Genomic DNA, 19,156 nt, shown 5'->3' with positions numbered 1-19,156 from the left:
GTGCCGAAGCATACGTATATCTTTTGACCCCACAGCGTATATACATTCGATACCCAGAAAGCGGTCATAAGATATACGCCTCTACTAATACGCACGCTATACGATGAGCAGTCCTACGATCAGCCTCAGAATAGACGACGAGCAAAAAGAGAGATGGGAACAGGCGCTGGAAAACGAACCACGAGTACAGAACCTCAGCGACTTCATACGATTATCTGTTGAGGACTACATCGACCGGAACGATCTCGTGACTGATGATGACGAGTAGTGGCATAATATGGGTGTGATTTTAACTATTTCTCCGTCCAATCCATTGGGTCCTGATTGGCGCGACCGGCGTTTAGGGATTGCGGAGCGGTATCGGTCCACTGCTGGGGTTTTTGAGACAAGGCGGGACATAGAGCGTGACACCAGTGGTCCTACAGAGCCCCGATCAGCACTGTCGCGGCGTCAGTCCCGTCATCGGCGTGGTCCTCATGCTCTCGATCACCGTCCTCTTGGCTGCGACAGTCGGCGGGGTTGCGCTCAGTGCGACCCCTGATCTGGGCCATCAGACGCCGACCGTCGCCCGCTCGACAGGAAAGTTCGTGACTGGCCCGTCGGGTGGATGCGGCGCGAACACGGTGACGATTCGACACGCCGGCGGCGACCCGGTCCCAGCCGACGAACTGGAAGTCGCTGTTGCACTGCCGGACAGCGACGCCCGCGTCGTCGACCTACCAGTTTCCGGCACGGCACTGTCAGCGAGCAATACCGACGACCCGGACAACGTCGTCTACGACTACTGTGTCGGCGGCGTCATCGCCAACGGCGGCCAGCGGTGGTCGGCGGGCCGGGTCATCACTTTCCAGTTGAACGCCGGCGGTGGCACTGTCGACCCGGGCGATCCCATCGCAGTGCGTGTCATTCACACCCCTTCGAACGGCGTCCTTGCTGCGGTCGAACTGACCGCTCGGCGGTAAGTGCCCGTGGTTCCGATACCCTTTTATTCGCGACCCTCCAGCGTGTGAACTAATGGCAGGGGGCGCACGCGATGACCTCGCGGAAAAAATGGCGGGTGAGGTGGCACTGAGCGACGACCCAGGGGCGACCCTGCGGAAGTGGCGCACTGACTTCGACGTTGCACAGACCGAGCTCGCTGACGAACTTGACGTCTCTCCGTCTGTCGTCTCCGACTACGAGAGCGGCCGCCGTGACAACCCCGGTATCGGCGTTGTCAGACGTCTCGTCGTCGCACTGCTCGACATCGACGAGAACCGTGGCGGCGACCACATCCGCCAGCACGCCCGCGTGCTCTCCGCCGGGTTCGACAGCGACGTGGTCCATGACCTCCGAGAATACTCCGCCAACGTCGGCGTCGAGCGCGTCTACGACGCTATCGGTGCCGAAGAGCTATTCCGGGGCAGTCAGGACACCGTCGCGGGTCACACCGTCATCAACTCCATCGCCGCCATCACGCGCCTCTCTTCGGACGAGTTCTACCAGCTATACGGCCAGTCGACAAACCGCGCGCTCGTGTTCACCAACGTCACCCGCGGCGAGTCCCCGCTGGTCGCGCTCCGCGTCGTCTCACCGACGCCCAACGCGGTTATCCTGCATGGGCTTGACGATGAAGCCGTCTGGGAGCACGCACAGGACCTCGCCCGCATCGACGACTTTTCGCTGGCGATTACCGATACCGATCTGGAGGAACTGCTGGGCGGTCTTCGAAACCTTCCCTGACTGTCGAGTGCACGCTCGTATTGACGCCTGTCTCAAAAGTAACGCGCCCGCCCCTTCGATCCGAGAGGCCGAGTGAAACGAAGCCTCTCACTACTCACGGGTCGCTACGCTCCCCGTTCGCTATCCGAGAGCCCTCGCTTTGCTCGGGCTCTCGCTATTCTCCACGGCTCCCTTCGGTCGCCGCTTCGGTTCGAGGGCCGCTCACTTCGTTCGCGCCCCTCGCTATTCCACGTACCGATACTTCCGCTCACCCATCCGCCCCCAGCCGTCGAAGGCGAACTCGTTTTCGGGTGCGGTGAACTCCTCGACATCGGTCTCAGTCTCGTGATTATGGACGTCGTGGACCTGTTCGTACTCCGCAAAGGTGAGTTCGTAGCGGTTCCGGATCTGCTCGTCAATGTTGAGCGCGCCGATTTCTTCCTCCCAACCGGGGACAATAGTCTCGGCGTGGACCTCTGCCTGTGCGCCGGACCCGTAGGAGGCAACTAACAATCGGGCCTCGTCCAGATCTAGTCCGTTCTCGCGGGCGTGTTTCAGGCCTGCAGCGCGGGCGATGTGGACGGAGCCAGTGTACCAGTTCCCGACCTCGCGTGAAATCGCAAGCGTCGGGTCGATGCTGTTGGCGTACCAGTCCTGATAGCGCTCGGTTTCAGTGAGCGCATCCGTGTACTCCTTGATAGCCGCGTGGAACTCGTCGTCGGTCTCGAAATCCGCGCGCATTGGCTGGTGGCCGATTTCCTCGGCCATCAGATCGCCCACGTCGGTACCGCGGATGATGTGGCGGTAGCCAAGCGCGGCGGCCTTCCGGACCATGCCCGGGAACGGCGTGTGGAACGGAATCATCTCGTAGTCGCCGGGGTGGATGTCGCCGGCCACCTCAGCGAAGTCCTCAAGCGCCTCGCGCATGCGAGCGAGGTAGACGTTCACCGAGCGCTTCCCGTCAACGGACGGGAACTGCTGGTTCGGTTTGAGGAAGTCTGTCTCGTCGGCACTGCCGTATCCCTGCTCGGTCGACAACTCGACCAGATTCGGGTCTTCGTCAACGAGCATCGCCACCGCGCCGGCCCCCTGCGTGGCCTCGCCGGGGTCGTCACGGGCATACAGTGCGGTGTCGGTCGCGATGACGAGCGCGGCCCGACCGCGGTTCCGTCCGGCACGGATCCAGTTGTAGGCGTCGTCGAGGCTCTGTGTCCCGGAGATACAGGCGAACTTCCGCTCGCCCTTGTTGGCGTGGTGGAAGTTCTCATCGTACACCTGTTCGAGACAGCCCGCGATGTACGTCGAGACGGGCTTTGAGTTGTCGAAAGCACTCTCAGTCGCCACGTCAATGCGGCCGATGTCTTCGGGTGTCAGCCCCTTGCGCTCCATCAGGCGATGGGCCGCGTTCGCCCCCATCGTGACGATGTCCTCGTACACGTCCGGGAACGACGACGCGCGCAGGCCAAGGCCCTTCGTGTACTTGCCCGGATCATCTCCCTGAGCCGGCGCGAACGTCTCAGCGAGGTCGAGTTTGAGCTTCCCGGTCCAGATCTCCATGGCGTCGATACCGACAGCAGTCATGACTCTAGCGTCAGTGTGGATGTATATGGGTTTGTCGACTGGTCTTTCGACGATTGTCTATTATCCTCCGATGGGACGCGAACTCTCTGTAAGACCGCTACTCGCTGGTCGCCGGTTCCGTACTAAACGAGAAATCGACCATGCATTCGCCTTCGAGACTGTCGTACGGTTCACTCGGTGACGGAACGGCACGCGACCAGTCGGTGTTGTTCACCACGAGTCGATACGTTCCCGGCCCGATGGTAATCCGGTTGTCGGGGATGTTCGTCTCGTGGAACCGCGACACCTCATCAGCGTACCGGGCCCGGTAGCGGCTCTGGAACGCCCGGTACTCTTCTTCGGTGAACAGGATGACATCCACAGCCGGGCCACGCCGAACGATGAGGTCGTAAGTAAGCGTCGTCTGGCCAGTCGCGTCAACTGTGAAATCTTCGTACTCGTTTTCCTCCAGCCGGAATGTCGTATCGACCGACCGGTGGTTCGGCTCGGGCGTCGGCGTCGGTGTCTCGGTTTCGACCTGCAGACGTGCCGACGTTTCCGTAGAGTTGTTCGTCTGCGACGCCTCGGCGCGCTGTGCTGTTGAAGTGTTCGCCGGAGTAGCAGCACCATCTGCCGCTGGCGTCGAGGTAGTATCGACACGGTCAGTTGCAACAGTCCGTCGTGACGCTGTCAGTTCCGGGACTGGTGTCGTCTCGGCTTCCTGTTCAGGTCGACTCCCGAGACAGCCGGCGGAGAGCGCGGCGAGAATCGAGGCCCCGAAGCCGCGCCGCGACAGGTCACCCATATCTCAGCACACTCACCCACAGTAAAGATGTTTACGGGCGGGTTTTCGTCGCTGGTAATCGGACCACCGATACCGTCCAAACATATTTGTGGGGAGAGAGCCGAATCTACGCCGTTCGAGTCAGTTCCGAGAGAAGTATACCTCAGATATCAGTTCTCGGAACGGTACAGGAACGTTTCATATGAACAGATCGGTCATCACATTCGGATTGGTAGTGCTGGCGGCACTCAGTGTCTCGGGACTCGCAGGTGTCGCCGTCGAGGGGACACTTGGCGCAGACGCGACCCAGCCAGCGCCGATGGAATCCGCGGAAGCGTCGCCGGCAGCGACGCCTCACGCAGACAGTGCGTCGCCCGACACGCCACATGGTGAGAAGACTGCGGCCGGAGTGACGCAGTCCGTGGAACCTACCCCGACGCCGGACGCGGTACAGACTCCACCGGGGGACTCGGGCCCAGTTGTCGATACGGAGCGCCTCGAAAACCGGCTTGTCGCGGCAATCAACGACCGACGCGGCAACCCAGTTGCCAGCGACGCCTTCGACGGCTCCCTCTCGGATGAGACCAAAACAGGACAGAAGCTGTCAGCCATGGCCGGCAACCACAGCGTGCGCATGGCCGCACAGGGGCTTGCCTCCCCGATTGCAAATGGGTCAGACACGACAGACCGGTACGCGGCCGCCGGACTGTCCGAACAGTGTCGCCTCCGCCACGAAGGGAATGCGTACATCCGTCCGGTGACCGACCTCGAACTCGTCACGAGCATCGACCCCAACGGCGCGAACGCGACCCGGACGGCCAACGCCGTCGCCGACCACTGGTTTGACCTCTCCGGCCCCCGCGATACGCTGTACATAGCGAACGCGAACCACATCGGCGTCGGCGCGGCGACCGCTAACGGTGTCGTCTATATCACTGTGAATCTCTGCTGAGGGACTGGGCGCAGTTACGGCACCTCTTTTCGGATGGTGTCGGCGTTCCCTTCCGAGTCGACGACGCGGAGCGACACTATCGTGCCAGAGGACACGGTTCTCTTCTCTAATCTCTGGCCGCTCCCATCGTCGAAGATACCGTCGCCATCGAGGTCCCACTCGTAGACAGCGATGTCTCCCTGCGGGTCACTGGACGGGCTAGCGTCGAAGTCCCACTTGTCGTTTGATTCCCCCCCGTTGGAGGTTATCGTGAAGTCGGCGTTCGGTTGCGCGTTCGTGTTCGCGCCGCCGGGAGTGACCGTGAACATCTTCGAGTCGGTACCGCCACTCGACAGTTCGTAGGTCACGGTTATGGTGACGCTTTCCCCGTCCATGTTCACCTCGTCGACGCCGTTACCAAACTCGAACAAGTGAAACGTCGCAACCGAGCCGTCGGCCATGACCGGATTCGGTCCGGACACGGAACGACTCTCGTCATCGACATCGATGATGCGTGGAACGTCTGTCCCACCACCGAAGTCAGTGTAGCCGTCAGTATCCGCTTCAATGTACAGTTCGTTCTCCTGTGGCGCCGGGTCGCGGTCATTGCTGTACGTGTCGCTCAGATAGTCTATATTTTCGTCCACTGGATCGACTGTCACTGTCGTTATTGTGATAGTCTCGCCTAGTTCGTTGGTGGCACTAAATTGGACGCCGCCATCGATGTCTCCGTTACTGTCGAGGGCAACGGCGTCCTCGTTGTAGATGAGGCCACTGTTGCCGGACCCGCCACCGGACCCTTGATTCGCTTCCGTCACCGTCACCGGCACTGAGACGTCTTCTGGGGTCTCGCCGTCGAACGAACCGTTGATCTCATCGAGGCTGAACTGGACAGTGGCTGTTCCAGTTGCCGTCGACTGGCTTGCCTCGTAGACGAACTTGACGCGACCGTCATTGTCGGACGATTCTGTGTCTGTGGTAAGCGACCCCGCGTTATTCCCGTCAACTGAACCGTTGACTGTGACGCCGCTTACGGGGTTGTTGTACGCGTCCCGGACCTCCAGCACTATCTCTTCACTGTCACCCTTTGCGACCGTAATATTCTCACTGCCGACAGTGGTGAGGTACGCCTCACTCTCAGAAGTCACACGAGTGCCGACGCCCGCTTTCGCCATCTTCAGGCGGTACGTCGATCCCCGCTCGAAAACGATAGTGACGTTGTAGAGCGAGCCGGGTCCCTCGGCCTCTATGACGTTCGCAACATACCGGTCGTTGCTCTTGTCACCCGGGTTCGGGTCGATTTGATCTTCGAGAAGTACTTCCCATTCCGACGCCGGAAGTCTGGTGAGAAACGACACTGAGACGTTCGCTGTTCCAGTCGCGTTCGTGACACGGACCGTTCGGGACGACTGCGATGTCGGCTTCACATCAACCGTAACCGAATCGCTTGCTGAGCGGCTCATCGACCCATTGACTGTGACCAGTGTGATGTCGCGGCCGTCGACCATCGCCTGTTCCGAGAGCGTGATGTTGCCCTCACGGAACTGGTTGTAGACGACCGAATGCTCGTAGACGGTTTCTGGGGCCTCCCCGTAGACGTTGTATTCCGGCTTGTAGGCGATAGCTCCCGTGTTGTAGTGCTGCGGTGTGGTCCCGCTCCAGTAATCTGCCGTCTCGGGGTTGCGCGCTTCGGCGTTACGAACCGTGAGGTTCTGCGATTCGTTGCTGGTTCCGTCCGTGTACAGCAACCCCGACGGCGGCCCGGGATTCGTCGCCACCAGCCGACTCGGATACCGCGCTCCCAACTGGACCGAGACGGCTTGCCGACTCGACTGTCCCGGAACAGAGACGATGGCGTTTCGCAGGTCCTGTAGCTGTGTCTGGACCTGCTGGTTGTGGTTGAACTCCACCTCTCGGTTTTGCTCTGGGACGGCAAACGCCTGATACGAAGAGAAGGCGATGATAAGCACACCGAACAGCAGCACAGCTCCGACCTGTACTGACTGCGCACGCTCATCGCCCGTGAAAGTCATGCCGATGAGTTGCGGAGACGGCGGTAAAAACCTGACTGCCGAATTATCAACTCTCGTCTTCTTCGACGACTTCCGGGTCGCTCATCGCGGTCTGTAGACTATCGAGTCCATTGACCCACTCGGAGACGAGCCCGTATTCGAGGTCCTCGGCGACCTCCATCGGGAGCTCCGACCCGCCGATGATCTGCGTGCCGGCCTGCACACAGTAGCCCAGCGCCGCATCGAGGTCTTCTTCCGCCTCTGCGTCCGCGGCGGCCTCGATGTAGTCCGTGATGGTCGCGTCGTCTGCGGCCCCTTCAGCAACGAACTCCTCGGCCGCGTAGAACACGCACAGCAGCGAGGTCTGGACGCCGTCGATCAGCATCACGGTCTCCTCGTCGTTGATGTCGATGTCGTCGAGAACGATTTCCCGGACGCCGGTGAGTTCGTCGATGGTCGTCTCCTCGTCGAGGTCACCGTCCTCGTAGTCGGTGAGAATCTTCGCGACCGCAATCGCGGCATCGTCTTGGAGGTTCAACAGGAGTCGCGCCGAATCCTCGTCTTCAGGGTCGACTTCCTCTTCCTCGATACGGTCTAGCCAGTTCTGCCAGCGTTCTTCGGTGTAATACTCCCCCGGCGGAGTGCTCATATCACTCCGTTCGTCCCGTTGGGGATAGTAGTTTCGACCGGCGACCGCTCCGCCACGATGTCCCTACCGCCCAAACAAAACAGCGAACGCCCCTTTTAGCACCCAAAACTGCTGTTCTGTAGTGATTGTCGAATTGCCTATGCGCTGCGAACACACGTCACAGTCCCGGTCGGGGGAACGCACTTTTATGCCAGCTTCCTATGTTATGAACTAGCATGTCACAGCGACAGCCGGTCCCGACGTACGGCCGATCCCTCGACCCGGCTACAGTCGCCGCGCTGGCCGAACGTGCCGGTCTGGCGATTGTCACCATGCTGCTGCCTGTCGCCATCGGTGCATTCGTCGGTATGGTTTTCATCGCCGGGTCGCTCCCGGCCGCGACCGACTCCGCGACCGCAGCGATGAACGGGGGACTGACAGCAGGACAGGGGCTTTCCCGGCTGTTCTACGTCAGCACGCTCGGAACCGCACTGGGATGCTGGGTTCTCGGGCTGGGACTCCTGCTCGACGGCCTCGACCTGTAGTCAGCCGTCGCCGTCCGGACGCATCTCCACGCCGTGCTCCGGCGACTCGCCATCCGCTGTGTCCACACGGTTCGAGAGAGTCCGCTGGGGGAACGGAATCGAGATGCCTTCCTCGTCGAAGGTGGCTTTCACACCCCGGACGACCGCCGAGATAGCGCGCCACTTCCGCGGTGGCGTCGGGTGGTCGATCCAGAACCGGAGTTCCATCACTACAGCGGAGTCGCCGAAGTCTTTCGGGACGACGTCCGGCGTCGGCGAATCGACGACGTGTTCGATGTCGGCCATCGCCTCGCGAGCGAGATCCATCGCCCGGTCTACGTCGGTGTCGTAGTCCACACCGATGTCGACTGTGAGGCGCAACAGCCCCTTTCGGCTGCGGTTTGTCACCGCGCGGTCGCTCACGCGGTCGTTCGGAATGATGACAAACTCGCCGTCGAAGTTCTCCAGCCGCGTATTGAAGATAGTGATATCCGTCACGATACCCTCCTGCTCGCCGATGAGTACCCAGTCGCCGATAGTGAACGGGCGGGAGAACATCAGGACGAAGCCGGCAATAAGCGACCCGAGCGTCTGTCTGGCGGCCAGACCGACGACGATACCGAGGAACCCGGCCCCGACAAGCAGGCCACTGAGGTCGATACCCCAGACGGCGAACACTGTCGCGCCGATGGTGACGAACACAGTGACCTGCCCCAGTCGGAGGAGAATCTCCTCCTGATGCTCAGTGAAGCCAGTAACGGCTTGGCTGAACCGGCTGATCCATCGCTGCATCTGGTCGGACAGGACAAAGGCCAGCATGACGAGGACGACCGTTTGTATCGTCGCCAGTACTGACTGATCGCTCCCGTCGAGGTACGGGCCCACCGTCTGGACGACATCGAAGATCCCCCAGACGATGAGAAACGAAATGACGACGAGAACGACCATCGAGAACTGGGCGATCCGGAGAAACACGCCCCGGATGGTCGTCGGCGTGTAGTCCGCCATAACCTGCACCCAGTCGCCGGTCCGGTCCGCGGCGACGGCCCGCAACCGGGAGAGGGCCGCGGGAACGGCGACGACGCTGAAAAGCAGGACGACCAAGAGGATGACCGTCGCGACGAGTCGCCCCTGCGTCGCGACCAACTGTTCCAGCGACCGCTGTAACACGGTAAAGAGTTCCAGAAGCCCTTCACCGGTGTCGCTGGCCGCTGGCGTGGGCGTAGCCGTCCCCTGCACAGCCACCTATCGCCACCGTAGGAACTTGTGTCTTCGTCTTTGAACGGTCGTCTGTAAGGTGTCTGATACCGAAGCAAAAAGGACTGGCGCGGCCCCTGTTAGACGCCGCGGCCCTGCAGTTGCTCTTCGTCATCTAGGTCCGCGTTCGCCTGCCCCTTCATCCCTTTGCCGGGGTTCTTCGCGATTTCCTTGAGTTGCTCAGGGTCGTCGTAGTTGTTGACCGCTGCGACGATGGACTCGCCCATCGCCTGCGGGTTCTCCGCGCCGAAGATGCCCGAGCCGACGAAGATGCCGTCACAGCCGTGTTGCATCATCAGTGCGGCGTCAGCGGGCGTCGCGATGCCGCCGGCCGCGAAATTGACGACCGGGAGTCGGCCGCGGTCCGCCGTCTCGTGGACGAGCCGCCGGGGAGCACCGTGTTCGCGGGCCCACTCGTCGCGTTCCTCGTAGGCCATCCCTTCGAGCTTGCCGATAGCGCGCTGGATGTTCCGCTGATGCGTGACAGCTTGGTTCACGTCACCGGTGCCTGCCTCGCCCTTTGTGCGAATCATCGCCGCGCCCTCGTCGATACGGCGCAGCGCTTCGGCGAGGTTCCGCGCCCCGCAGACGAACGGCGCGGTGAACTCGCGCTTGTCGATGTGGTAGCGGTCGTCGGCCTGTGTCAGCACTTCGGACTCATCGACCATGTCCGCGCCAGCGGCTTCCAGAATCTGGGCCTCGGCGGTGTGGCCGATGCGGGCCTTGCCCATCACCGGAACTGACACTTCCTCGATGACCTCTTCGAGCTTGCCGGGGTCGGCCATCCGGGCGACGCCGCCGCGCTTGCGGATGTCGGCCGGCACCGACTCCAAGTGCATTACGGCGACTGCGCCGGCGTCTTCGGCGATTCGAGCCTGTTCGCGGTTGACGACGTCCATGATGACGCCGCCTTTCTGCATCTTCGCGAAGCCGCGCTTGACGAGGTCAGTCCCGCGACGGAGGTCCTCGAGGTCGGTCTCTTCACTCATTACTTCGGCTTAGGACTGGATTTACTTAACGCGTGTCCTTTCGAGGGACAGAACGCCGTTTGACCCGTCTGCGAGGGGACTGCTATCGGGCCAGTGGCAGCGATATTCCTCAGTGGACGGGGCTGAGACCACTACCGTTTTCATCGCGTCTCCCCACTGCACCGACATGGCTACCGACGAGAGTGTCGGCGGGCGCATCGACGCGGCTGTCGCGCGGGTGTTCAGCCGGCGGCTCCCCGACGCCGAGGGGCTCCCGCGGTACGTCGCGCCGCTACCGGCGTGGCTGGAAAATGCCGGGCTCCGACTCGCTTGGCCCATCGCGCTCGTCAATCTGGTCGGCACGCTGTTTGGCTTCTGGTACTACGCCGGCCGACCGCTGAACACGGCCCCGCCGCTCGTGGAGGGGCAACTCGGCGCGGCCCCGCTTGCCGCTTATCCGCTGATTCCGGACTCGCCCGTCGCGACGATGTTCATCGGGCTCTCGCTGGTGGCGTGGCGGCTCGACTGGGATGTACAGTGGCTCCACATGCTCGGCTTCTTCGGCTGTATCAAGCTCGGCCTCTGGACGCCGTACGTCCAGCTCGTCCTCAACGGCCCCGGCGGGATTCCGCTGTGGCTCTACTGGTTCCTAGTTCTGAGCCATCTGGCGATGGCCGCCGAAGCATTTCTCATCCACCGCTACGCGAGCTTTTCGGTCGCCTCCGTCGCGGTCGCCGTCGGCTGGTACGGCTTCAATGATATCGTGGACTACTTCGTCCCAGTTCTCGATGGGCCACACCACACTTGGCTGCGGGCCGAGCCGCTGGTCGCCGCCGGCGGGTTCGACCACACGGTACTCGCCCACGACCTCGCGGCCGGCTGGGCAGTCGTGTTGACGCTCCTGGCGACGTTTCTGGCACTGGCCACACGCGTAGAGAAAGTGAAACGGCAGGCGTGACCACCGCTGTCCTGCACCGGTAGTGCGGCCGCTCAGGTCGTGAAACCGTCCTCGGCCTCGCGCTCTTTGAGGACCCATTCCAGTTCCTCGATGGCGCGCAAAATGGCGACCTCGGCCTCGTCTTCCAGCTCGGTCGAGGGCGGGTCGTGTTTGTCGTACTCCGCTTGCAGCGCCTCGATACGGTCCCGAATGGCCTCCTCCGTTTGCATGGTTCAAACCACCGGCCCCGCAGGTCTTCATGCTACTGGTCGCGGCGATGGGTGCGAACCCGATGCTTCTGCGATCGGAAAAACGCGCCGAGCTTACCGAACGACGACGACGGCGCTTTCGGTTTCGGTCATCTCGCCCTCGCCGGAGTAGGTCCGGGACTCCTCGACGGTGAACATCTCGTCGTCGAGTTCGACGCCGGCGACCTGCAGCGTGTCGCCGTCGACCTCGTAGTCGCCGTCCTCGATAGCGGCGTCGATAGCGCCGACTTCACTGCCGAACTCGGGACCGACGATGGAGTAGTCGAGGTCGATGCCGCTGACCTCGGTCGTGATGTCCGGGGCCTCGTCGTAGGTGTCCAGCTGGGCGACGTGCATCGCCTCGGCGACGGCGTCCTCGAAGCCGGCGATGTGGCCGAACACCTCGACGTGGTCGAGGTCGGCGTTCAGCGGCAGGCCGTTCTCGGTCTTGTAGCGCCGGAGCGCGGAGACGACCTCCATGGCCGTCTCGCCCGCTTCGAGGTCTGCGTCGTAGCCGCCCGCCGTCGGCCAGTCCGTCGTGTGGATGGAGCGATCCTCGTCTCGCGGACCCTGTCCGCTCGATTGTTCCGAGGCGCGTTGCGCCTCGCTCTCGCTATAGCACCGCTCCCACAGCTCCTCCGTGATGTGGGGCAGGAACGGCGCGAACAGCTGGAGGAAGGTCCGGTGGGCCTCCAGAAGCGTGAACTCCGTCGAGACGTCGCCGCCGTCGCTGAGTCGTTGCTTGGCGATTTCGAGGTAGTCGTCACAGAACGTGTTCCAGAAAAAGGACCGGAGCTCGTTCCGGGCCTTCGAGAACTCGTACTCCTCGAACTTCGTCGTGACCGATTCCACGGTCGCGTCCAGTTCGGCCAGCAGCCACTCGTCGACCGCCGCAAGGTCTTCAGGTTCGTCGGGCTTGCTCGCCGGCGTGAGCTGGTCGACCAGCCGGGAGGCGTTCCAGAGCTTCTGGAGGAGCCGTTCGCCGGCCTCCAGATCGCCCTCCTTGTACGGGAAGTCGTCGCCGATGGAAGTACCGGCGGCCCAGTAGCGCGTGGCGTCGACCGGGAACTCCGCCAGGACCTCGCTGGGCGGGATGACGTTGCCCTTCGATTTGGACATCGCCTCGCGGTTCTCGTCCAGCACCATCCCGTTTATCATCACGTTCTCGAAGGGCACCTCGCCGGTGTGCTCGTAGCACTTGACGACGGTGTGGAACAGCCAGAAGGAGATGATGTCGTGACCCTGCGGGCGAAGGTCGAACGGGTACAGCTCGGGGTTGTCCCAGGTGAACTCTCCGGCGTCGCTGTCCCAGTCCCACCCGGCATTCACGAGCGGCGTTAGTGACGATGTCGCCCACGTGTCGAACACGTCCTCCTCGGGCGTCAGCGAGTCGTGGCCACAGTGCGGACAGCTCTCAGCCGGCGGGTCGTCCGACAGCGGATCGACCGGCAACTGCTCGCGCTCGGCCATCACGGGTTCGCCGCAGTCGTCGCAGTACCACACCGGAATCGGGATACCGGAGTCGCGCTGGCGGGAGATACACCAGTCCCATTCGAGCCCTTCGATCCAGTGCTCGTAGCGGGTCGCCATCTTCTCGGGGAACCACTCCATCTGGCGGCCCGCCTCGATGTACTCCTCCTTCTTGTCGAGCAGTTCGATGTACCACTGCTCGGTGACGAGGTACTCGACCTCTTCCTCGCAGCGCTCGTGGACCTGCACGGTGTGGTCGTGGTCGCGGCTCTCAAGCAGCGCCCCCTCTTCGTCGAGGTCCTCGATGATGGCCTCGCGGGCCTCGGTGGTGTGCATCCCCTCGTACTCGCCGGCCACATCGGTCATTGTCGCGGACTCGTCGATGGCCAGTCGCAGCGGTAGGTCATGCGCCTGATACCACTCGATGTCGTTCTGGTCGCCGAAGGTACAGCACATCACGATACCGCTGCCGGTCTCCATGTCGACGCGCTCGTCGGCGATGACGGGGACCTCCTGCTCGAAGATAGGCACCCGTGCGGAACCGCCGACGAGGTGCTGATTCTCGTCGTCGTCGGGATGGACGAAGACGGCGACACACGCCGGCAGGAGTTCCGGTCGTGTCGTCGAGATGGTGAAGGTAGCATCTTCGTCGGCTGGCCCCTCGCCGGTCTCGACCAGATCAAAGGCGATGTCGTTGAACTTCGTGTGCTTGTCCTTGTCTTCCTGTTCGACCTGTGAGATGGCCGTCTCACAGTCCGGACACCAGATAGTCGGCGCGCGCTGACGGTACTCCCGACCCTGCTCGTAGAGGTCGAGGAAGGACAGTTGGGAGACCCGCTGGACGTCCGGCGCGATGGTCTTGTAGGTGTTGTCCCAGTCGATGGAAATCGCTAGCGACTGGACGTCCTCGGTGAACTCGTCCTCGAACCCGGTACACACCGTTCGGCACTTCTCCTGAAACTCCCGCCGCGGGTAATCCTGATGTCGAATATCGAGTTCACGCTCGGTGAGGCGTTCCGAGGCGATGCCGTTGTCGTCGTATCCGAAGGGGAAGTAGACGGTGTCGTCGGCCATCCGGTGGTAGCGGGCGACGAAGTCCTGCAGCGTGAACTGATAGAGGTGGCCCATGTGGAGGTTCCCGGACACTGTCGGCGGCGGCGTGTCGATAGTGAAGCGGGTGTCAGCGTCCTCGTCGTAGGCGTAGGTCTTGTCCGCGACCCACTGGTCCTGCCATTCCGGCTCTACCTCGCGAGGGTCGTACTCCCCGTCGAGGGCGTCTTCTGAGTTGTCTGTAGTCGATTCGTCCTGCGGTGAGTCCTGTGTGTCACTCATATTCTAACTGTGGGTGTAACACCCGAGTCGCATCGGACTGCGGCGCGGTTATCGGCGCGGTTATCGGCGGTGCGTGCGTCGATTTGGGGAGGTGGTGTGGGGCGTGGAGGCCCCTACACCGACGGGCGCGAGAACCAGATCGGAAGCGAGTCGACGCACCATGTATGTAGTATTCCACCAACGGCAGGATTAATGACTTCGGTTTTCGCTGGCGTTCCAGCAGATTCACAGCGCTGACTACGGCAGGTCAGGCTCGCGGTGATCGCGGTCCTCGGCAGAGTGGGCGCGGACCCACAGTTGCCCGATGCGCGAGAGTGTCGTCCGGTAGGATTTCCCGTGATCCTCCTGCTCGATGTACCCCTTCCCGCCGGGGCCGAGCCGGTCGACGTTGTAGATGACCTTCGAGCGGAATGAGTCTGTGTACTCCTCGCCCATGTCCCGGGCCAGTTGCTGGGCCAGTTCGGAGACGGACTCGAACTCGCCGTGTTCGCCGAGCGTAAAGAGGATGACCTCCTCGAAGGGCTTGACGTTCGAGAAGGAGGCGACCGGGAGTTCGACGATGTGGGAGCCGTCGATCTCCTTCGCGCCGATGGTCGTCCCGCGCTCGTCGAACTCCGACAGCAGGTCCCGTGCGGTTTCGAGTCGCTCGTCGACCCGCTCGTCGACTTCTTCGCCCGTGCGCATGTCCTCTAGCATGTCGATTTGCTTGCGCAGTTCCTCCGCGAGCTCAGTCTCCAGATACTTCTCGGGGACCGTGTAGTAGGTGTGGATTCGGTCCCGGTCGCCCTCGCGCTCGACCATGATCGAGTGGGCCGCAGTCGCGAAGGCAAACGAGACGGTTCGGGGCATCGCGGAGACGTTGACCCACACCTCGCTGCCCGCATCGAGTTCGGCGTTGATGAGTTCGAAGGCCTGCTCGAAGGCCTCGTCGTAGTCGTACACGTCGGCGACGACGAATCGCTCGGTTTCCGCTCCGAGCAGGTTCTGGTAGTCCTTCTCGAGCTTCTCGGCGAGGTTGCGCGAGTACTCGACGTTGGCCTCGCTGCCGACCGCCCCTTCGAGCAGGATGACGCGGTCAACGTCGAGTTGCTCGCGCACGAGCGGCGCGATGAGCCGGTCGTAGTCGAACCCGACCGGGACGATGTGGGTCTGCATACGTGAAAGACTGGGACGGTGATTATAAAAAGAACCAGACTCGGGCCGCTGAGCGCAGTGGCGGTGCGTTACTCGCAGCTCTCGTGCACGATAGCGCCGTCCTCGTTCGGTCCGCGGCGCTCTCCGGGAACGATGGGGTCCGCACAGACGGCGCAGGTCAGCGTACCGCTGGCGTGGCCGTTCGAGGCCTCATCGTCGGACGAGGTGAAGTCAACGCTCACGTCGGCCGGCTCGTCGGTCGCCGAGTCGTCGTCCGCGTCGCTCGGCGCGAACACGTCGTCGTCATCGGCCGCCGTATCGATGTCGAGCGTGTCGTTGAATCCACAGTACCCCGTTGAGGCGTTGAATCCCAGACCGAGCGCGCCGACACCGGCCAGCAGCCCGCGCTTGCGCTTCCCGCTGCGAAGCCAGCGCAGGGAGACGATTGTCAGGACGACTGCCAGCACCGCTCGGATCAGGCGGTCGCGACCGCCAACGTTTTGATCGGAGTCCATACTGACACATTGGTCTGGACGCTTTTGTAGGTTTACATGTCCGACGATGGCTGCCGTCCGGTGGTTGTCGCGCTGAATGGTCGGGCCCGGACCGAAGGCGTTTCAGTCGCTTTCGAGACCGGTGACGGCGTAGGCGGTGCGATTCTCGGTCGCAGCGGGGGCCGTCACCAGCGAGATGGCGACCGTCAGCACGAGGCCGACCAGAATGCCGACGACGCCGGGTGTCCAGCCCATGTACGCCGTCGGCAGGGCGATGTTGAGGCCGACCAGTCCCCCAATCGTCGAAAGTACCGGGAAGACGTGCAGGCCGTAGAACACCTGACTGCCGACCACGCCGGCGTACATCCCCGAGCGCGTCGTCCCCTGCCAGTACAGCGCGAGTGCGACGGGAACCGTCAATTGTGCGAAGCCGCTGAATGCGGTATCGCCGATTTGGACCAGCGTTCCCGGCGTGTAGAGGCTCGCAACGAACGACAGCGTGGCGAAGGCGACGACGCCGACGCGGGCGACAAGCCCCTCACGGCGGTCGGTCCGCTCGTCGCTAGCGTCGTCGCGGCCGGTCAGCGGCCGGTAGAGGTCCCGCGTCAGGTACGACGACCCCGACAGCAGCATGGAGTCGCTGGAGGACATCATCGCGGCCATCGCGCCGGCGATGACCAGCGCGGTGAACCACGTCGGCGTGTACTCGCCCAGCAGCGCCGGGATGACGTTGCCGCCCTCCGGTACCGTCACGCCGAGGCCGGCCGCCCACGCGCCGAGCATAAACGCCGGCACGAACAGGAGGAGCACGAGCACCGGCCAGAGCGCGAACGTACGTTTGAGCACCTTCTTCGACCCGGCGGCGAAGAAGCGTTGGTTGATCTGGGGGAACATCGTCACGCCGAAGGCGATGCTGACCGCGGTCGAGATGATGTACTGCGGCGTGTAGAGGCCGCCGCCGAGACCGACGAAGGCGGGCTTCTCCGTTGCTAACAGCGCCGTCGCCTCACCCGCGCCGCCGACGGCCGAGAGGACCCAAGCGACGGCGACCCAGACCAGCGAGAGCATGAACAATCCCTGAAGCGTGTCGGTCCAAGCGACGCCGCGCATCCCCGAGAGCGCGACGTAGAGAACCATGAACAGTGTGATACCGCCGGCCCCGACCCAGAACGGGACCGTGCCGTTCGTGAGGCCGACGATGGCCTGCCCCGCTCCCTTCTGCTGGAGCATCACGTACGGAAACAGCCAGAACAGGCTCACGGCGGCGACGACAACGCGGAGTGCCGTCGATCCGAACCGGTCGCCCAGCATCTCTCCGAGCGTGACGTAGCCGTGGCGCTTGCCGACCAGCCACTGCTTGTACCCCAGCACGTACCAGAGGACGGCGAAGATGACGCCGTCCATCAGCCCCATCACGAGTATCCATTCGGGGCCGGCGCTGAACGCGAGGTTCGGGCCGCCGAAGAAGGTAAAGGCCGATAGCAGCGTCGCAAATGTCGTGAACAGCAGGACAACCGTGCCCAGCGTTCGGCTCGCGAGGTAGTAGTCCTCGGCGGTCCGGTCGGTGAGCCGATAGGCAACGGCTCCCACCGCGAGCGCGACGACCATGTACGCGCCGACGATGCCCAACTGGAGCGCGGTGTCGGCCATCTCAGCCCACCTCCTCGACACCGAGGCCCCAGTCGGTGCGCGCGAAGACGGCGAAGACGACGCTCGCGAGCGCCATCCACCCGATGTGCCACCACAGCCACACAGGTAGTCCAGCCGCAATCCCGCTGGTGTCCCAGAGGAACCACGGGACTGCCAGCGCCATCAACACGAGCGCGACGACTGTCCACCCGACGGCCCTGCCCGTACTCATATTACGACAAACTAGCCGCTGGCGGTACTAATGGGTAACGAACCTTCACCGTCTCTCGTTGAAGAACTATCTTCTTCAATACACGCGGGTCCCCGGCTCGACCTCCCGCTCGGGGGCCAGATGGACGACGCCGTCCTCACTGTCGACGCCGGTGACCAGACACTCGCTCTCGAAGCCGGCGATAGAGACCGTGCCGAGGTTGACGACGGCGACGACCTGTGAACCGAGCAGTTCCTCCGGGTCGTACACGTCGGTCAGTCCCGCCGCGGACTGGCGCGTCTCGTCGCCGAAGTCCACGTCGAGTTTGTACACGTCCTTGCGCGCTTCGGGGAACGGCTCGACGTTGACGATTTCGCCGATGCGCATCTCTACATCTTCGAGGAACCGTGCGGGGTCGATTTCGGTTTCCGTGAATCCCATGCGCCCCGGTAGTACGTCCACTTATTTTATGACAGCGTTCGCAGCGGTGGTATGCGAACAGCGATACAGCTCTGGACGCTTCGAGACCTCCGGGAACGCCTCTCGGACGTGCTCGGCCGCATCGCCGCCGCCGGCTACGACGGCGTGGAGTTCGCCGGCATTGGTGATCCCGGTGCGTCCCGGCGCGCGCTCGACGAAACGGGACTCGGCATTGCTGGCGTCCACGTCCAACTGGAAGACCTGCAGTCCGACCCTCGAACCGTTCGCAATCAGGTCCGGACGCTCGACGCGCCGTACCTCGTCCTCCCGTATCTCGACGACGACCACTTCGCAAGCGAGAGCGCCATCGAGTCGACGGCGACGCTACTTGGCATGCTTGCGGCGGATTTCGACCGGCCGCTGCTGTATCACAACCACGACCACGAGTTTGTCCCGCTCGGCGACGGCACCGCCTTCGACGCGCTCGTCGACCAGACATCGATTGGCTTCGAGTTCGACGCCGGCTGGGCGCACGCGGCAGGTCAAGACCCTGTCGCACTGATCCGGCGACTCGACGGGCGCGTTCCCGTCGTCCACCTCAAAGATATGACTGAGGACGGGGAGCCGACGGCGCTCGGCGAGGGTGTCGTCCCGCTTCAGGCCGTGGTCGATGCGGCCCGCGGGGCCGGAACCGAATGGCTCGTTTTCGAACATGACGACCCCGAGAATCCAGTCGACGCCATCCAGTCCGGTATCGACGGCATGCGTCCATTGCTGGAGTGAACTGCTGACCTGTCAGGCAGTGGGGCGAGCCACAGCGAAAGCGTCGAACCACTGCGCAACTGCGGCAGTGTCTGCATGCAGTGCAACTGGGGAAGAGTTTGTTCACTGCCGACTCGCGTGCGCAAGGTTATTC

20 protein-coding genes are annotated in these 19,156 nt (G+C 62.9%); 7 read left to right on the top strand and 13 right to left on the bottom strand.

The features are described from left to right. Positions 1-103: 103 nt before the first annotated feature. From Har1129_RS20560 to Har1129_RS09875, 3 genes are all read left to right on the top strand, one after another. The gene (locus tag Har1129_RS20560; protein ID WP_153552913.1) at positions 104-268 is read left to right on the top strand and encodes a hypothetical protein; all 165 of its coding nucleotides are present in this window, start codon (positions 104-106) and stop codon (positions 266-268) included. A gap of 145 nt (positions 269-413) precedes the next feature. Further along, positions 414-962, top strand: coding sequence for a type IV pilin (locus Har1129_RS09880; RefSeq protein WP_151100489.1), 549 nt, complete (start codon positions 414-416; stop codon positions 960-962). A 52-nt stretch (positions 963-1,014) separates the two neighbouring features. Beyond that, positions 1,015-1,722 carry a helix-turn-helix domain-containing protein gene (locus Har1129_RS09875; RefSeq protein ID WP_151100488.1) on the top strand — a complete coding sequence of 236 codons (708 nt, stop codon included), beginning with the start codon at positions 1,015-1,017 and terminating at the stop codon, positions 1,720-1,722. Positions 1,723-1,944: 222 nt separating this feature from the next. Here the strand turns inward: Har1129_RS09875 and hmgB are convergent, their stop codons facing one another. Both hmgB and Har1129_RS09865 read right to left on the bottom strand, forming a co-directional pair. Then, entirely contained in the window at positions 1,945-3,282 is a 1,338-nt protein-coding gene (gene hmgB / locus Har1129_RS09870; RefSeq protein WP_151100487.1) for a hydroxymethylglutaryl-CoA synthase, read from the bottom strand. A gap of 97 nt (positions 3,283-3,379) precedes the next feature. Further along, the gene (locus Har1129_RS09865; protein WP_151100486.1) at positions 3,380-4,066 is read right to left on the bottom strand and encodes a hypothetical protein; all 687 of its coding nucleotides are present in this window, start codon (positions 4,064-4,066) and stop codon (positions 3,380-3,382) included. Positions 4,067-4,247: 181 nt separating this feature from the next. Between Har1129_RS09865 and Har1129_RS09860 the strand changes: the two genes are divergently transcribed. After that, a complete protein-coding gene (locus Har1129_RS09860; protein ID WP_151100485.1) occupies positions 4,248-4,997 on the top strand; it encodes a hypothetical protein in 750 nt (249 codons plus the stop codon). A 14-nt stretch (positions 4,998-5,011) separates the two neighbouring features. On the opposite strand, the gene Har1129_RS09855 is transcribed toward Har1129_RS09860, so the two are convergent. Together Har1129_RS09855 and Har1129_RS09850 are read right to left on the bottom strand one after the other, a co-directional pair. Further along, on the bottom strand, positions 5,012-7,009 hold the full coding sequence (locus Har1129_RS09855; protein WP_151100484.1) for an Ig-like domain-containing protein: 1,998 nt from the start codon (positions 7,007-7,009) through the stop codon (positions 5,012-5,014). 46 nt (positions 7,010-7,055) lie between these two features. Then, positions 7,056-7,637 (bottom strand): DUF2150 family protein, encoded by a 582-nt coding sequence (locus Har1129_RS09850; RefSeq protein ID WP_151100483.1) that lies wholly within the window; start codon positions 7,635-7,637, stop codon positions 7,056-7,058. Between the two features lie 215 nt (positions 7,638-7,852). On the opposite strand from Har1129_RS09850, the gene Har1129_RS09845 reads away from it, so the two are divergent. Further along, entirely contained in the window at positions 7,853-8,161 is a 309-nt protein-coding gene (locus Har1129_RS09845; protein ID WP_151100482.1) for a hypothetical protein, read from the top strand. On the opposite strand, the gene Har1129_RS09840 is transcribed toward Har1129_RS09845, so the two are convergent. After that, positions 8,162-9,385 (bottom strand): mechanosensitive ion channel family protein, encoded by a 1,224-nt coding sequence (locus Har1129_RS09840; RefSeq protein WP_151100481.1) that lies wholly within the window; start codon positions 9,383-9,385, stop codon positions 8,162-8,164. 92 nt (positions 9,386-9,477) lie between these two features. Beyond that, positions 9,478-10,386: a pyridoxal 5'-phosphate synthase lyase subunit PdxS gene (gene pdxS, locus Har1129_RS09835; protein WP_151100480.1), complete on the bottom strand. Its 909-nt coding sequence runs from the start codon at positions 10,384-10,386 to the stop codon at positions 9,478-9,480. Between the two features lie 166 nt (positions 10,387-10,552). Here pdxS and Har1129_RS09830 point away from each other — a divergent pair, with 166 nt between their 5' ends. After that, positions 10,553-11,323 carry a DUF1405 domain-containing protein gene (locus tag Har1129_RS09830; protein WP_151100479.1) on the top strand — a complete coding sequence of 257 codons (771 nt, stop codon included), beginning with the start codon at positions 10,553-10,555 and terminating at the stop codon, positions 11,321-11,323. A 32-nt stretch (positions 11,324-11,355) separates the two neighbouring features. Here the strand turns inward: Har1129_RS09830 and Har1129_RS20555 are convergent, their stop codons facing one another. The 7 genes from Har1129_RS20555 to Har1129_RS09800 form a co-directional block, all read right to left on the bottom strand. Beyond that, the gene (locus Har1129_RS20555; protein WP_191906111.1) at positions 11,356-11,532 is read right to left on the bottom strand and encodes a hypothetical protein; all 177 of its coding nucleotides are present in this window, start codon (positions 11,530-11,532) and stop codon (positions 11,356-11,358) included. Positions 11,533-11,625: 93 nt separating this feature from the next. After that, positions 11,626-14,352 carry a valine--tRNA ligase gene (locus tag Har1129_RS09825; protein ID WP_151100478.1) on the bottom strand — a complete coding sequence of 909 codons (2,727 nt, stop codon included), beginning with the start codon at positions 14,350-14,352 and terminating at the stop codon, positions 11,626-11,628. A 237-nt stretch (positions 14,353-14,589) separates the two neighbouring features. Further along, positions 14,590-15,507, bottom strand: coding sequence for a DUF6293 family protein (locus Har1129_RS09820; protein ID WP_151100477.1), 918 nt, complete (start codon positions 15,505-15,507; stop codon positions 14,590-14,592). A gap of 68 nt (positions 15,508-15,575) precedes the next feature. Continuing rightward, on the bottom strand, positions 15,576-16,001 hold the full coding sequence (locus Har1129_RS09815) for a DUF2892 domain-containing protein (protein WP_151100476.1): 426 nt from the start codon (positions 15,999-16,001) through the stop codon (positions 15,576-15,578). A gap of 102 nt (positions 16,002-16,103) precedes the next feature. Then, positions 16,104-17,630 (bottom strand): sodium:solute symporter, encoded by a 1,527-nt coding sequence (locus tag Har1129_RS09810; protein WP_151100475.1) that lies wholly within the window; start codon positions 17,628-17,630, stop codon positions 16,104-16,106. A 1-nt stretch (position 17,631) separates the two neighbouring features. Continuing rightward, on the bottom strand, positions 17,632-17,841 hold the full coding sequence (locus tag Har1129_RS09805) for a DUF3311 domain-containing protein (protein WP_151100474.1): 210 nt from the start codon (positions 17,839-17,841) through the stop codon (positions 17,632-17,634). Positions 17,842-17,916: 75 nt separating this feature from the next. Further along, positions 17,917-18,261 (bottom strand): tRNA-binding protein, encoded by a 345-nt coding sequence (locus Har1129_RS09800; protein ID WP_151100473.1) that lies wholly within the window; start codon positions 18,259-18,261, stop codon positions 17,917-17,919. A 51-nt stretch (positions 18,262-18,312) separates the two neighbouring features. On the opposite strand from Har1129_RS09800, the gene Har1129_RS09795 reads away from it, so the two are divergent. Then, positions 18,313-19,023 carry a sugar phosphate isomerase/epimerase gene (locus tag Har1129_RS09795; protein WP_151100472.1) on the top strand — a complete coding sequence of 237 codons (711 nt, stop codon included), beginning with the start codon at positions 18,313-18,315 and terminating at the stop codon, positions 19,021-19,023. Positions 19,024-19,156: the final 133 nt, after the last annotated feature.

Source organism: Haloarcula sp. CBA1129 (genome assembly GCF_008729015.1).
Classification (GTDB): Archaea; Halobacteriota; Halobacteria; order Halobacteriales; family Haloarculaceae; genus Haloarcula.
The sequence above is the reverse complement of the archived record's forward strand: the minus strand, read 5'-3'. Positions and strand labels throughout refer to the sequence as shown.